The 14,050-nt window shown below is 65.1% G+C and carries 14 protein-coding genes; 12 read left to right on the forward strand and 2 right to left on the reverse strand.

The window, feature by feature from the left end; translation table 11 throughout:
• The first annotated feature begins 81 nt into the window (after positions 1 to 81).
• Positions 82 to 1,440 carry a phosphoglucosamine mutase gene (gene glmM, locus JOE66_RS05040; RefSeq protein ID WP_205107326.1) on the forward strand — a complete coding sequence of 453 codons (1,359 nt, stop codon included), beginning with the start codon at positions 82 to 84 and terminating at the stop codon, positions 1,438 to 1,440.
• A gap of 67 nt (positions 1,441 to 1,507) precedes the next feature.
• Here glmM and coaA read toward each other — a convergent pair whose 3' ends face one another.
• On the reverse strand, positions 1,508 to 2,473 hold the full coding sequence (gene coaA, locus JOE66_RS05045; protein ID WP_205107328.1) for a type I pantothenate kinase: 966 nt from the start codon (positions 2,471 to 2,473) through the stop codon (positions 1,508 to 1,510).
• 49 nt (positions 2,474 to 2,522) lie between these two features.
• Between coaA and glmS the strand changes: the two genes are divergently transcribed.
• The 9 genes from glmS (at position 2,523) to JOE66_RS05090 (ending at position 11,266) form a co-directional block, all read left to right on the forward strand.
• Positions 2,523 to 4,370 (forward strand): glutamine--fructose-6-phosphate transaminase (isomerizing), encoded by a 1,848-nt coding sequence (gene glmS / locus JOE66_RS05050; protein WP_205107331.1) that lies wholly within the window; start codon positions 2,523 to 2,525, stop codon positions 4,368 to 4,370.
• Positions 4,371 to 4,401: 31 nt separating this feature from the next.
• Entirely contained in the window at positions 4,402 to 4,767 is a 366-nt protein-coding gene (locus tag JOE66_RS05055; RefSeq protein WP_205107333.1) for a holo-ACP synthase, read from the forward strand.
• Between the two features lie 41 nt (positions 4,768 to 4,808).
• Positions 4,809 to 5,990, forward strand: a complete 1,182-nt coding sequence (gene alr / locus JOE66_RS05060; RefSeq protein ID WP_372435505.1) for an alanine racemase — start codon at positions 4,809 to 4,811, stop codon at positions 5,988 to 5,990.
• A gap of 5 nt (positions 5,991 to 5,995) precedes the next feature.
• Positions 5,996 to 7,789 (forward strand): alanine racemase, encoded by a 1,794-nt coding sequence (gene alr, locus JOE66_RS05065; RefSeq protein ID WP_307827057.1) that lies wholly within the window; start codon positions 5,996 to 5,998, stop codon positions 7,787 to 7,789.
• Complete coding sequence (gene tsaB / locus JOE66_RS05070; protein ID WP_239518229.1) at positions 7,786 to 8,481, forward strand: tRNA (adenosine(37)-N6)-threonylcarbamoyltransferase complex dimerization subunit type 1 TsaB; 696 nt, start codon at positions 7,786 to 7,788, stop codon at positions 8,479 to 8,481. Before alr (JOE66_RS05065) ends, tsaB begins: the two co-directional genes overlap by 4 nt.
• The gene (gene rimI / locus JOE66_RS05075) at positions 8,481 to 8,975 is read left to right on the forward strand and encodes a ribosomal protein S18-alanine N-acetyltransferase (RefSeq protein WP_205111640.1); all 495 of its coding nucleotides are present in this window, start codon (positions 8,481 to 8,483) and stop codon (positions 8,973 to 8,975) included. Before tsaB ends, rimI begins: the two co-directional genes overlap by 1 nt.
• Positions 8,968 to 10,083 carry a tRNA (adenosine(37)-N6)-threonylcarbamoyltransferase complex transferase subunit TsaD gene (gene tsaD, locus JOE66_RS05080; protein WP_205107336.1) on the forward strand — a complete coding sequence of 372 codons (1,116 nt, stop codon included), beginning with the start codon at positions 8,968 to 8,970 and terminating at the stop codon, positions 10,081 to 10,083. The genes rimI and tsaD overlap by 8 nt, the downstream gene beginning before the upstream one ends.
• Positions 10,084 to 10,220: 137 nt before the next feature.
• A complete protein-coding gene (locus tag JOE66_RS05085) occupies positions 10,221 to 10,499 on the forward strand; it encodes a DUF4190 domain-containing protein (protein ID WP_205107339.1) in 279 nt (92 codons plus the stop codon).
• A 167-nt stretch (positions 10,500 to 10,666) separates the two neighbouring features.
• On the forward strand, positions 10,667 to 11,266 hold the full coding sequence (locus JOE66_RS05090) for a hypothetical protein (protein WP_205107340.1): 600 nt from the start codon (positions 10,667 to 10,669) through the stop codon (positions 11,264 to 11,266).
• 91 nt (positions 11,267 to 11,357) lie between these two features.
• On the opposite strand, the gene JOE66_RS05095 is transcribed toward JOE66_RS05090, so the two are convergent.
• On the reverse strand, positions 11,358 to 12,557 hold the full coding sequence (locus tag JOE66_RS05095; protein ID WP_205107343.1) for a class I SAM-dependent methyltransferase: 1,200 nt from the start codon (positions 12,555 to 12,557) through the stop codon (positions 11,358 to 11,360).
• 147 nt (positions 12,558 to 12,704) lie between these two features.
• On the opposite strand from JOE66_RS05095, the gene groES reads away from it, so the two are divergent.
• Both groES and rarD read left to right on the forward strand, forming a co-directional pair.
• Positions 12,705 to 13,001, forward strand: coding sequence for a co-chaperone GroES (groES, locus tag JOE66_RS05100; RefSeq protein WP_205107345.1), 297 nt, complete (start codon positions 12,705 to 12,707; stop codon positions 12,999 to 13,001).
• Positions 13,001 to 14,032: an EamA family transporter RarD gene (rarD, locus tag JOE66_RS05105; RefSeq protein WP_307827058.1), complete on the forward strand. Its 1,032-nt coding sequence runs from the start codon at positions 13,001 to 13,003 to the stop codon at positions 14,030 to 14,032. Before groES ends, rarD begins: the two co-directional genes overlap by 1 nt.
• Positions 14,033 to 14,050: the final 18 nt, after the last annotated feature.

Raw genomic sequence — 14,050 nt, forward strand, 5'->3', positions numbered from 1 at the left:
GCCCCTAGACTCGGTCTGTGCTGGCGACGACTGTGTTGTCAGACGACTGTGGTGGTGAAACGACTGTGATGGTAGAAGTCAGTGGGTAGCCTTTTCGGCACCGACGGCGTACGTGGGCTCGCGAACAGAGACGTCACGGCAGACCTGGCACTTCGAGTGGCCCAGGCTGCTGCCGTGGTGCTCGGAGCCGAGGCTCGCGCGTCAGGGCGCAGGCCCGTCGCGGTTCTCGCACGCGATCCACGTACCTCGGGCGATTTCATCGCGGCCGCGGTTGCGGCGGGATTCGCCAGCTCTGGCGTCGATGTCTACGACGCCGGCGTGATTCCGACCCCGGCTGCGGCATACCTGGTCGCTGACTTCGGCGCGGATTTCGGCTGCATGATCTCGGCGTCGCACAATCCGGCTCCCGACAACGGCATCAAGTTCTTCGCTCGTAAGGGCAAGAAGCTCGACGACGAGATCGAAGAGCAGATCGAGGCCGCGCTCGCCGAACCCTTCCTCACACCGCTGGGTGCCGATGTCGGCCGGATCCGCCGCTTTGCCGACGCCGAAGATCGCTATGTCGTGCACCTCCTCTCGACGCTGCCGCACAGTCTCGAAGGGCTGCATGTCGTTCTCGACTGCGCACACGGTGCCGCGGCGGGAGTTTCTCCGCACGTGTTTGCCACGGCGGGAGCGACGGTCACCGTCATGGGCAACGACCCCACCGGCGACAACATCAATGACCAGGTGGGTTCCACCCACATGCAGGCGCTGATCGACACCGTGCGTGAGCTGGGTGCCGACGTGGGAATCGCCCACGATGGTGACGCAGACCGGTGCCTCGCTGTCGACAGCACGGGTGCGATTGTCGACGGCGACCAGATCATGGCCATCCTCGCCACCGCACTCGACGGGCGAGGAGCACTCAAAGACCGAACCCTCGTGGCGACGGTCATGAGCAATCTGGGGCTTCGGGTCGCAATGGCTGAACAGGGCATCCGGATGCTGGAGACCCGTGTCGGTGACAGATACGTTCTGGAAGCCATCAATGCCGAAGGCTACAATCTCGGCGGCGAACAGTCTGGCCACATCATCTTCGGCGACTACGCCACGACCGGAGACGGGATTCTGACCGGGCTGCAGCTCGTGAGCCAGATGGCGGCGACCGGTAAGTCTCTCGCCGAACTCGCCTCGATCATGAAGGTGTACCCGCAGACCCTCGTGAACGTCCGCGGTGTCGACAGGGAGGCCGTCGCATCGGATGAGATCATCGCCCAGGCCGTGCTCGAAGCAGGTCTCGAACTCGGCGACACCGGCCGCGTGCTTCTGCGGCCATCGGGTACGGAGCCACTCGTTCGCGTCATGGTCGAAGCCGCGGACCAGGCGACGGCCGACAGGGTCGCTGCGCGGCTGGCCGACCTGGTTCGCGAACGACTGGCGCTGACGCCCGCCACCTAGCGCTCGTTGGGTTCTCCGGAGAGTGCGGCGGAGTCATTCCCAACCGGTCCGGTCTTGCGGACCGCTGTCAGATCTTGCGCAGCAGCACACGGCTGACGTGGTGCGTGGCGTCTTTTCTCAGCACCAGTGTTGCGCGCGATCGTGTCGGCAGTACATTCTGCAGAAGGTTCGGCTGGTTGATCGACTCCCAGATGGAGTTCGCCGTCTGCCGTGCCTCCTCGTCAGAGAGACTCGCGTAGCGGTGGAAGTAGGAACTCGGGCTCGCGAAGGCACCGTTCTTGAGTTTCAGGAAGCGCTCCTCGTACCAGCGCGCGATGTCTGCCGTTCGGGCATCGACGTAGATCGTGAAGTCGAACAGGTCACTGACGGCGAGTCGGTTGCCCGGTGTCGGCGGTTGCAACACGTTCAGACCCTCGACGATGAGGATGTCGGGCTGGTGCACGACAATCTGGGCGTCGGGCACGATGTCGTAGCTCAGGTGCGAGTAGAACGGCGCGCGCACTTCGCTTGCTCCGCTCTTGATGGCGGTGACGAAACGCAGCAGCGCCTTCCTGTCGTAACTCTCGGGGAAGCCCTTGCGATCCATGAGACCCAGTCGTTGGAGTTCCCGGTTGGGCAGCAGGAAGCCGTCGGTGGTGACGAGTTCCACTCGGGGCGTGTCGTCCCACCGTGCCAGAAGTTCGCGAAGCAGGCGCGCGATCGTGGACTTGCCGACGGCGACCGAACCCGCAATGCCGATGACGAACGGAGTACTCCTTGCCTTTTCTCCGAGAAAATCACTCGTCGACCGATGCAGGTTCTTGTACCCGGCGGCGTACAGGTTCAGCAGCCGGCTGAGCGGCAGGTAGACCTCAGCGACCTCGGTCATGTCGAGCGGCTCGCCGAGACCCCGGAGTTGCACGATTTCGGTTTCGAGCAATGGATGCGGCGTGGCCGGCGCCAGCGCGGCCCACTCAGCTCGGTCAATCTCGACAAAAGGGGTGGTCTGGCCCGCTGCTGAATTGAGTGCGGGATTCGACGTGGGATCGGCCATAGACCTCCATTGTGCCTCAACACAGGTACCCACCTGTAAAATCGAATCCATGTGTGGAATCGTGGGCTATGTCGGTCGACCCCAAAGCCTGGAGGTTCTCCTCGGCGGCCTTCGGCGTCTGGAATATCGGGGCTATGACTCCGCCGGTGTGGCGATCATCACCGATGACGGTGACCTGGTCACGCGAAAGCGTGCGGGCAAGCTCGCGGTGCTGGTCGACGATCTTGCGGCCAACCCGCTGCAGAACGGTTCGACGGGCATCGGGCACACCCGCTGGGCGACGCACGGCGGCCCCACCGACGTGAATGCGCACCCGCACCTCAGCCAGGACGGCACTCTCGCGCTCATCCACAACGGCATCATCGAGAACTTCGCAGGCCTCAAGGCGGAGTTGCTTGCTGAAGGATTCACCTTCGACAGCGAGACCGACACCGAGGTCGCAGCCAAGCTCCTCGGGCGTGAATACGACAAGGGTGACGGCCTCGCTGCGGCCCTGGGGCGTGTCGTGGTGCGACTCGAGGGAGCTTTCACGCTTCTGGCACTCCACAAAGGTGAGCCCGGCGTCGTCGTCGGTGCCCGCCGCAACTCACCGCTCGTGATCGGGCTGGGCGAGGGCGAGAACTTCCTCGGCTCTGATGTCGCGGCCTTCGTCGAACACACTCAGCGAGCCGTTGCCATCGGCCAGGACCAGATCGTCACCATCACTCCCGACTCGGTCGTGGTCACCGATTTCTTCGGCACCGAGGTGCCGGTCTCGGAGTTCCAGGTCTCGTGGGACGCGTCGGCCGCCGAGAAGGGCGGTTGGTCGAGCTTCATGGCGAAGGAGATCAGTGAACAACCCGAGGCGGTCCTGAAGACCCTGCTGGGTCGGGTCGAAAACAAGAAAGTCGTGCTCCCCGACCTCGGCGTGCTGGCCGAACACCTCGAAGCCATCGACAGAATCGTCATCATCGCCTGCGGCACGGCCAGTTATGCCGGGATGCTCGGTAAGTACGCACTCGAGAAGTGGGCGCGCATTCCGGTCGAAGTGCAGCTCTCGCACGAGTTCCGCTACGAAGACCCGGTATTGACGCCGAACACCCTTGTCATCTCGATCAGCCAGTCCGGCGAGACCATGGACACCCTGATGGCCGTGAAGTATGCCATCGAAGCGGGCGCACGGACGCTCTCGATCTGCAACACGCAGGGTGCAACAATCGCCCGGGAGTCCGACGCGGTCATCTACACGCACGCCGGCCCTGAGGTCGCCGTCGCATCGACGAAGGCATTTGTCGCCCAGATCGCCGCCCTGTATCTCTTCGGGCTTCACCTCGCCAGTGTTCGGGATACCCTTCCAGCGGCCGAGATTGCGGCCGCGCTCGACGAGCTCCAGGCCATTCCGGCGAAGCTCGAGAAGGTACTCCTCACGGCACCACGCATCAGGGAGCTCGCCGGGTGGATGTCGGACACGCGCGCCGTTCTCTTCCTCGGCAGGCATGTCGGCTACCCGGTGGCGCTCGAGGGTGCCCTCAAGCTCAAGGAACTCGCGTACATCCACGCTGAAGGGTTCGCGGCAGGCGAATTGAAGCACGGCCCGATCGCCCTCATCGAACCGGGGCAACCGGTCTTTGTGGTCGTGCCGAGCCCCAGGGACCCGAATTCTCTTCACGCCAAAGTCGTGTCGAACATCCAGGAGATCCGGGCGCGAGGTGCCCGGATCCTTGCCGTCGCAGAGCAGGGTGACGCCGCCGTGTTGCCGTTCGCCGACGAGGTGATTCCCATTCCTCTTGCCGGTGCGTTGTTCGAGCCGCTGCTCGCCGTGGTTCCACTGCAGATCTTCGCTATGGAGCTCGCCACGGCAAAGGGGCTCGATGTCGACCAGCCGCGTAACCTGGCCAAGTCCGTCACGGTCGAATGAGTGGCCCTCAGCGAATGATGGGCCCGGTCGGATGATTGTGGGCGTAGGCGTGGATATCGTCGACGTGCCTCGGTTTCGTCGGTCGCTCGAACGAACGCCTGCGCTCGTGGAGCGGTTGTTCGCTCCCAGCGAACGCGGATTGACGGTGCGCTCCCTGGCGGCCCGTTTTGCTGCCAAGGAAGCGCTCGTGAAGGCAGTTGGTGGCCCCACAGGTTTTCGCTGGCACGACATCGAAATCGTGACGGACGAACACGGTCGACCCTCGTTCTCGCTCGCGGGCACCTCGGCCGCACGCGTCATTTCAGACGGTGTCGCGGCTCTTCACCTGTCTCTCAGCCACGATGGCGATTCGGCCTGCGCATTTGTCGTCGCCGAGGGCCCGGAGAGAACCCCGTGACCACCGACCCCGTGACGAACACCGCGGTGACGAAGAGCACAGTGACGAACAGCGCAGTGGCGAAGACCCCGCTCCGGCTGGCAACCATCGACCTCACGGCGATCTCCCACAATGTTCGAACGGTGGCCCGACTCATGGGTGACTCCGAGGTCATGGCCGTCGTCAAAGCCAATGGCTACGGTCACGGCGCAGTCGAAGTCGCCCGCGCTGCACTCGAGGGTGGTGCCACCTGGCTGGGCGTCGCCGACGTCGACGAAGCGCTCGAGCTCCGCGCGTCCGGAATCACCGCGCCCATTCTCGCGTGGCTGCATGCGACCGAACCTGATTTCACCGAAGCTGTTCGCCAGTCGATCGACCTGGGCATCAGTTCGAGCACACAGCTCGACGCGGTTGCCCGCGCCGCTGGGGGCCTCCGGATGCCCGGCGGAACATCGACGGAACGGGGAGGTGAAGCACTGGCCCCGGCGCCGGCCAGAGTACATCTCAAGATCGATACCGGCCTGGGGCGCAACGGCGCCGAATCGTCGCAGTGGGCTGGGCTCTTCGAACGAGCGGCTGAACTCCAGTCAGAGGGCCTGCTGACCGTGGTCGGCATGTTCAGTCACCTGTCGAATGCGAATGACGAGGAAGACCTGGCACAGCTGGCGATGCTCGAGAGTGCCGTCGAGCAGGCTCGGGGTTCGGGACTGGCTCCCACGATCATCCATCTCGCGTCGACGGCTGGTGCCCTGCGATTGCCAGAGACGCGACTCTCGCTCGTTCGTCTGGGAATCGGGATGTACGGACTTTCGCCGTTCGACGATGTCGATTCCGCTGCCCTGGGCCTGCGGCCGGCGATGCGGCTGGAGGGTCGGGTCATCGCAGTGAAGCGGGTCGAAGCCGACAGCGGAGTGTCGTACGGCTACACCTATCGCACGGCGGGAGCGTCGACGCTGGCACTCGTGGCGCTCGGCTATGCCGACGGTATTCCCCGGTTGGGCTCGAACCGGGCACCCGTGTGGATCAACGGGCAGACCTATACCGTGTCTGGTCGCATCGCAATGGACCAGTTCGTGGTCGATGTGCATGATTCGGTGGTCGAGGTGGGCGACAGTGTCGTGCTGTTCGGTGACCCGGCGACAGGAGTGCCTGCCGCCGAAGACTGGGCACAGAGTGCTGAAACCATCAACTACGAGATCGTCACCCGCGTCGGTGGCCGTATCGAGCGGCGGTACAGGCGGTGAGCGAAGTGAGTGAAGAGCGCGCGGCCAGTGTCTCAACGGGCGGTGAGTTGACGGGCGGTGAGTCGGCGGCCGGTCTCTCGCTGGATGGTCTTTCGTCGGGGTCTGCTCGCCTGGTGGCAGCGCCTGAACGGGTCGCCCGCATCAACCTCGATGCGTTCCGGCACAACGTGCGTCTGCTCAGTGATCTCGCTGCGCCGGCCGAGACGATGCTCGCGGTCAAAGCAGACGCCTACGGGCACGGCATGGTGCCCCTCGCCTTCGCCGCCCTGGAGGCGGGGGCGACCTCGCTCGCCGTGCTCGACATCCCGGCGGCTCTGGTGCTGCGGGCGTCGGGGATCACCGCCCCGATCTTCGCGTGGATGCATGCACCCGACGCTGATTTCGGGGCCGCGGCGGCCGCCGACATCGATCTCGGCATCTCTGCCGTGTGGCAGCTCGAGGCCATCGCTGCCGCAGCCGAGGCGAACGCCCCGCGGGTCCACCTCAAGATCGACACCGGGCTGCATCGCAATGGCGCAAGCGTCGAGCAGTGGCCAGGTCTCGTGCAGTCAGCGATGGCGGCCGATGCTGCCGGTGTCGTGCGCCTTCATGCCGCCTGGTCGCACCTCGCCGACGCGTCGCCCGCCGATGACGAGGCGGCATACGCCCACTTCCAGCAGGCGGTGGCTGTCGCTGAGGAGCTGGGCGCGAGATTCGAAGCCCTGCATCTGGCGGCCAGTTCGGCCGGAATCCGTATGCCAGAGGCCAGGCTGAGTTTCGTGCGCTTCGGCATAGCGGCCTATGGCATCTCGCCGTTCGACGATGAGACGGCCCTGGAGCTGGGGCTTCGCCCGGTGATGACGCTCGCAGCACCGGTTGCCTCTCTCAAACGGGTCGGAGCCGGGCACGGGGTCTCGTACGGATTCGACTACCGCACCACCCGGCCGACAACGCTCGCCCTCGTGCCCCTGGGCTATGCCGATGGCGTTCCGCGGGCGGCGAACGGGCGGGGCCAGGTCTGGCTGAATGGCAAGCGATACCCCATTGCCGGTCGCATCGCCATGGACCAGTTCGTCATCGATGTCGGCGACGACAGTGTCGCCGTCGGCGACGAGGTGATCGTTTTCGGTGAAGGCAGATCTGCGGTCGAACGGGAGCCGGGTAGCGGGGTTCCGACGGCCGAAGACTGGGCCGGATTCGCGCACACGATCGGCGACGAGATCGTCGCGCGAGTGGGCCCCCGGGTGCCTAGGGTCTACCTGAGCGACGACACCGAGGCAGCTGAAGGGGCCTCCGACGCGAGCGCCACCGGTGTAAACGCCGCAGACACGGATCGCTGGGTGATCGCCGACCCGGAAGCCATGCACGATTTCGGATTCGGATTCGCCTCGCGCCTCGACGCCGGCGATGTGCTCGTGCTGACGGGCGAGCTCGGTGCAGGAAAGACGACCTTCACCCGGGGGCTCGGCGAGGGCCTGGGCGTTCGTGGACCCGTCACGAGCCCGACGTTCGTGCTGGCCCGCACGCACCCCAACCTCACCACCGGCGTGCCTCTGATTCACGTCGACGCCTACCGGCTCGGTAACGCAGCAGAACTCGACGACCTCGACATCGATTTCGCGGGTTCGATCGTCGTCGTCGAGTGGGGTTCCGGGCTTGTCGATCGCATCGTCGGCGACTACCTCGAACTCGTGATCGAGCGGCCGATGGGCCACGCGGGCTCGGCAGACGAGGGTGGTGCAGACACTGACGAGGCCGGCGAGGCACCGGTCGAACCCCGTGTCGTGACGCTCCACCGACACAGGCAGGCCGAAGGATGACCGACACAACGATGCGCGACGTGATCGTTCTGGCGATCGACACCTCTGCAGCGACGAGTGTGGCCGTCGTGAGTGGCGAGCGGGGCATCCTGAGCGAAGCCAACGGGCTCGACACGATGAAACACGCGGAGGTCATCGGGCGACTCATCGAGCAGGCCCTCAGTGAGGCGGGAGTCCGGCCCGCAGAGCTGACAGCCGTGGTCGCGGGGATGGGGCCGGGGCCGTTCACCGGGCTCAGAGTCGGAATCGCCGCTGCGCACGCTTTCGCGATCGGCGCGGGCATCGATGTTCTGCCCGTCGTCAGCCACGACGCCATCGCCTTCGAACGCCGTTCGGCGGGCGAACGCGGAGAACTGCTCGTGGTGAGCGATGCGCGTCGCAAGGAGGTGTACTGGTCGCTGTACGACCTCGGTGCAACACGCCTCCACACGGCGGTTCCCGACGCGCCAGTGAGCGGGGCACTCGGTTCCGGGTCAGCGCTCCGGCTCGACGGCCCGGGCCTGGCGAAGCCCGATTCGCTTCCGCACGGCGCAGCAGCACGGGTCGATGCGACCCACGTCTCGGCCGGCGCACTCGGCTCCGTCGCGCTCGGAATCCTCGAGGCCGGAGGCGAATTTGCCACCGGCCAGGCGCTGTACCTCCGTTCTCCCGATGTGACCGTCTCGACCGGCGTGAAGCGGGTCAGCCAGTGATGTTCACCCTGCACCGGGCCGGGCCGGCCGACGTCGCCGACATCATGCTGCTCGAGACCAGCACCTTCGGCTCCGACGCGTGGTCACCCGCGATGATGCTGGCCGACGTCGCCCAGCCGCACTGCTACTACCTCGTCGCCACGAGCGAGCGCTCCAGCGAACTCCGCGGGTACGCCGGGCTGCTGAGCCCGCAGGGAGCGCCCGACGCCGACATCCAGACGATTGCCGTCGCACCGGATGCCCGGCGGCACGGTCTCGGACGCCAACTCATGCTGGCTCTCCTCAGCGAAGCCGAACTCCGCGGGGCGCGCCGGGTGTTCCTCGAGGTCAGAGCAGACAATCCCGCCGCCCAGCACCTCTATGACACGCTGGGGTTCACCTCGATCGGCACGAGACGCGGGTACTACCAACCCGACAATGTCGACGCGATCGTGATGCGACTGGATCTTGCGCACGGCGCAGCGCAGAAAGCGGAAGCAGGATCTGATGACTGACGACGCCACCCGCCAGGCCAGATCGGCCGAGGTGCTCGAGACGACCGGAACGGTGCCGGCAGAGCCTGTCGTGCTCGGCATCGAGACTTCGTGTGACGAGACCGGAATCGGGATCGTGAGGGGCACCACACTGCTGGCCAACGCGATCGCCTCGTCGATGGACGAGCATGCCCGGTACGGGGGAGTCGTGCCCGAGATCGCGGCGCGTGCGCACCTCGAAGCTCTGACCCCGACCATCCGGCTCGCCCTGGAGCAGGCGGGCCTCGGCATCAACGACATCGACGCAATCGCTGTGACGAGCGGGCCGGGCCTCTCCGGCGCGCTCATGGTGGGCGTCGCTGCGGCAAAAGGCCTGGCTGTTTCGACGGGGAAGCCGCTGTACGCCGTGAATCACCTGGTCGGCCATGTCGGCGTCGATCTCGTGACCCCCGACAGTGAGCCGCTCGAATACCCCACAATTGCTCTCCTGGTGTCGGGTGGCCACACCTCACTGCTGTATGTGCGTGACCTCGTCGACGACGTGGAGCTGCTGGGAGAGACGATCGACGATGCAGCGGGGGAGGCCTTCGACAAGGTCGCCAGGGTTCTCGGGCTTCCCTACCCCGGTGGCCCGCACATCGACCGTGTCGCTGTGGGCGGCAATCCCAAAGCGATCCGGTTTCCCCGTGGGCTGAGCTTGCCCAAAGACATGGCTGCCCACCGGTACGACTTCTCGTTCAGCGGGCTCAAGACGGCTGTTGCGCGCTGGGTCGAAGCTCGGCAGGATCGAGGGGAGGACGTGCCCATCGCCGATGTTGCCGCGAGCTTTCGCGAGGCCGTTGCTGACGTGTTGCTGACCAAGGCGCTCGCCGCATGTGCCGATCTCGGGGTGCCACGGTTGCTGCTGGGAGGCGGAGTCGTGGCCAATGCGCGGATCCGTGAGCTGGCCGCCATCCGGGCCGAGCGCGCCGGAATCACGCTTCGCATTCCTCCTTTCGAGCTCTGCACCGACAACGGGGCGATGATCGCCGCGCTCGGGGCCCAGCTGATCATGCGCGGACTGCCCCCCTCCACTCTCGATTTCGGTGCGGATTCCACGTTGCCCGTCACGGACATCCACGTCATCTGACAGGCATTCGCGCCATCAATTGACATTTCTTCAGACAATCTGGCACTATTGTCAACGCCGCCGCGCCAATGCTGTCGGTCAACCACCGCGCCCGTGCCGCACAGATCGCCCGGGTCCGTAGTCGAAGGAGCAGACCCATGACCACCCCAGCCCCCTACACCGCCGGTCCCTCACCCGTGGCGGCAAAGACGAATGTCATCTCCATCGTCGCGCTCGTGCTCTCGATCATCGGATTCACGGTCGTCGGCATCATTCTCGGCTTCGTGGGGTTGAACCAGGTCAAGAAGACGGGAGAGGCTGGCCGCGGGCTCGCGATCGCGGCCATTGTGATCGGCTTCATCGAGCTCGTTCTCGGAATCATTCTGATCATCGTGTACGTGGCGGCACTCGCCAGCATCAGCGCCTCGGGTTACTGACGCACCCCCGGTCACAGGGCAATATCTTTGCGGCAGGGGTGCCGCTGGGCAGGTCTGCCTCGGTAGGCTGTGGCAGAAGCAGATCCGCACTGCAGGTGAGGCCAACACGCCTGGCCTGGTGGCAGGCGGCGTCTCAACCGAGACTGGAACAGGGAAGGGACGTCACCATGACCGATCCGAGCACACCCACAGGCAACGGTATTCCGGGCGAGCCGGCAGGGCCCGGGGCATCCGACACCCCGCCACCCCCTCCCGCACCGAACGTGCCGCCCACTGCTCCGCCGGTACCTCCAGCCCCGCCGGTCGCTCCACCGGCACCTCCTGCGCCCAGCTACACGGCTCCCGCTGCGCCGGCGTATCCGGCACCGAGCTACTCGGCTCCAGCAACTCCACCACCGGCATATGCATCGCCGCCACAGGCATACGCCGCAACACCCCCCGCGCCACCTGCCGCTCCGGGATACGCTGCGCCCGTAGCCGGATATGGCGCCCCCGTGGCGAAGTCACCGGTTCTCAGCATCATCGGAATGGTCGCCGGTATTCTCGGCTTCCTGATCTCGCTGGTGAGCTTCGGAATCGGCGGTTTCCTGTTCTCGGTCGGCGGCGTCGTCCTCGGGTTCCTGGGCCGCAAGAAGGAGCCGGCCGCCCGCGGATTCTGGCTCACCGCCTTGATCACGGGTTTCGCCGGGTTGGCGCTGTCGGTGATCCTGATCCTGGTCTTCATCATCGCGATCGTCTCCAACATCAATACCTCGTACTCGTACTGAAGCGTCGCTCGGTCTGCGCAGACGGGTCTGCGCAGCCGGGTGTGCGCAGTACGGTATGCGGTGAACCGAACGATGACCCCCACCGCCTGCCTCAGGTTGTGGGGGTCATCCGGTCTGCGAGGATCGCGACATGCTTGCCGCCGGCGCGCGTCACGAACAGGGTGGCAGACTCACTACCTTTGAGCGCAAGCTTCGTTCGGAGCGTCGCGGGGTCGATATCCACTCCCCGTTTCTTGATCTCCAGCGAACCGATGTTGCGAATCCGAAGTTCGCGTTTCAGCGTCGGCACGTTGAACGCGAAGACCTCGCGCACGCGGAACGCCTGGGCGAACGGCGATTCGACCAGAGTGTCTCCTGTGAGGTACGCGATCTGGGCAGAGACGAGTCGCGTACCCAATGACCGGGCGAGGTCTCCGATGAGGCGTGCCCGAATGATGCTGCCGTCGGGTTCGTAGAGATAGGCGCCCAGCTCGCCGGGCTCGACGTCTTCGCTGTCTTCTGGCCCGGTCAATTCGTGATGGGCGCCCCCTCGCATCACCAGTGCTGCCCGACGGATGCCCGGGCGGGCGAGGGATCCGAACCAGAGTCCCATCTCCACGAGCTGTCCGTCGACGGAGATCCACTGCGCCTCGCACTCGCTGGGAATCAAACCCCGGTCCAGCCCAGGCCCGAGCTTCACTCCGGTCGGAACGCGACGAGCGACCTCGAACACGAAGTCAAGAGTCGGGCTGAAATCGGCTGGGTCGGTCATCCGTGTCGTGTTGGTGTGGCCAGACGTACGCCGCGCCGGGTCGAGAAAGGCCGCATCGACGCGGGTGAGATCGAACGACTCTGCTTCGCCATTCTCGACCGTTGCCGTGGGGAACGGTGCGAGGTTGTAGGCGGCAATGGCGGCTGTCACCTCGTCACGTTCGACTGCCGTCACAGAAATCTCGAGCGCAGCGAGCGCGAGCGCATCAGCACCGATGCCGCACCCCAGGTCTGCGACACGGGTGATCCCCGCCGACCGAAAGCGCCCTGCGTGCACCGCGGCGACGCTGAGCCGGGTTGCCTGTTCGAGGCCGGCGTCGGTGAACAGCATCCGACTGGCGAATTCACTGAACTTCGACGTCGCCCTGGCGCGGAGTCTCGCCTGTGTCATCACGGTGCCGACTAGTGACGCCGGGTGCCCGCTCTTGCGGAGATCGGCCACGGAGCGCACGATGTCGCCGCCGTTCGTGTAGGGAGGCAGGGAGTCGAGCAACCGCAGGCCCTCCGGCGTCAACAGCTGTTCGAGCTCGGATCTCTGCATCAGGTCAGTTTAGAGGTCGCACCTCGTGACCCGGGGCTGGCACTCGGGTTGACCGAGTGCTAGCTCCACCCCTAAACTTCAGTTAGCACTCTCAGTGTGAGTGTGCCAAAAAAATGACTTTTGAACCGAAGAAAGAAGAGGTCAACAGTGTCGGTCTCCATCAAGCCGCTCGAGGATCGCATCGTTATCAAGCAGGTCGAAGCAGAAACGACGACCGCATCCGGTCTTGTCATTCCTGACACGGCCAAAGAGAAGCCTCAGGAAGGCGTCGTCGTCGCCGTCGGCCCCGGTCGCATCGACGACAACGGCAACCGCGTTCCCCTCGACATCTCCGTCGATGACAAGGTCCTGTACTCCAAGTACGGCGGAACCGAGGTCAAGTACAACGGTGAAGAGTACCTCGTGCTCTCCGCTCGCGACGTGCTGGCTGTTATCGTTCGATAGTGAGTTCTTCAGGAAGGCCCGGGTTCGGTGAACCCGGGCCTTCCTCATTTGGTGCCCGCGAGGGCCGGGCTGTGGCGGCCCGACGGGTCCGCGTCGGTTTCTTCTATGCACTCGGCGCCTATCTGATCTGGGGTGGCCTACCCCTCTACTTCCTGTTCCTGGCACCGACGGGCGCCTTCGAGATCGTCGCCTGGCGAGTCATCTTCTCGCTGGTCTTCTGCGCCCTGATCATCACCGTCGTTCGAGGCTGGCCCGCGTTTCTGGCGGTCTTCCGGCAGCCCCGCCTGATCCTCATGATGGGCCTGGCCGGGGCACTGATCTACGTCAACTGGCAGACCTACGTGCTCAGCGTGGTCTCGGGGCACGTCGTCGAAGCATCGCTGGGGTATTTCATCAACCCCGTGATCACGATCCTCCTCGGCGTCTTCGTTCTCCGGGAGACCCTTCGCCCCCTGCAGTGGGCCGCGCTCGTACTGAGCACCGTCGCCGTGGTCGTGCTGGCCCTCGGCTACGGGGCAGTGCCGTGGATCGCGCTCATCCTCGCCTTCTCGTTCGGCCTCTACGGCCTGGTCAAGAAGCATGTGGGCCCGAAGATCGATGCCGTGAACGGCCTGACCCTCGAGTCTCTCTGGCTGGTGCCTGTGGTCGTCATCCAGCTCTGTGTGGTCGGGGCCACCACGGGGCTCACTTTCGGCCAGGTCAATTCCTGGCACACCATTGCGATGGTGGGTGCGGGCGTCATCACCGCAGTGCCACTGCTGCTCTTCGCCTCGGCCACGAAGCGATTGCCGCTCATCGTCGTGGGATTTGTGCAGTACCTGACCCCGATCATCCAGTTCGTCATCGGCGTCGTCGTGCTGCGGGAACCGATGCCGCCCGAAAGACTGGCCGGGTTCGTTATCGTGTGGTTGTCCCTGGTGTTCCTGTCGGTCGACGTGACTCTGTCGAGCCGGTCCCAGCGCCGACGGAATGCATTACAAATTGCTAACGATCTTCCTATGGCACACACAGAAAACACGTTTGAAACATAGGAACCGTAGGTTGGGACC

The sequence above is a fragment of the Subtercola frigoramans genome (genome assembly GCF_016907385.1).
Classification (GTDB): Bacteria; Actinomycetota; Actinomycetes; order Actinomycetales; family Microbacteriaceae; genus Subtercola; species Subtercola frigoramans.

Excerpts from the sequence above, each read along its gene's own strand:
- JOE66_RS05085 (WP_205107339.1), top strand. The coding sequence starts at position 10,221 with ATGACCACCCCAGCCCCCTACACCGCCGGTCCCTCACCCGTGGCGGCA.
- JOE66_RS05095 (WP_205107343.1), bottom strand. The coding sequence starts at position 12,557 with ATGCAGAGATCCGAGCTCGAACAGCTGTTGACGCCGGAGGGCCTGCGG.
- tsaB (WP_239518229.1), top strand. The coding sequence starts at position 7,786 with ATGACCGACACAACGATGCGCGACGTGATCGTTCTGGCGATCGACACC.
- JOE66_RS05090 (WP_205107340.1), top strand. The coding sequence starts at position 10,667 with ATGACCGATCCGAGCACACCCACAGGCAACGGTATTCCGGGCGAGCCG.
- glmS (WP_205107331.1), top strand. The coding sequence starts at position 2,523 with ATGTGTGGAATCGTGGGCTATGTCGGTCGACCCCAAAGCCTGGAGGTT.
- tsaD (WP_205107336.1), top strand. The coding sequence starts at position 8,968 with ATGACTGACGACGCCACCCGCCAGGCCAGATCGGCCGAGGTGCTCGAG.
- JOE66_RS05055 (WP_205107333.1), top strand. The coding sequence starts at position 4,402 with ATGATTGTGGGCGTAGGCGTGGATATCGTCGACGTGCCTCGGTTTCGT.
- rimI (WP_205111640.1), top strand. The coding sequence starts at position 8,481 with ATGTTCACCCTGCACCGGGCCGGGCCGGCCGACGTCGCCGACATCATG.
- coaA (WP_205107328.1), bottom strand. The coding sequence starts at position 2,473 with ATGGCCGATCCCACGTCGAATCCCGCACTCAATTCAGCAGCGGGCCAG.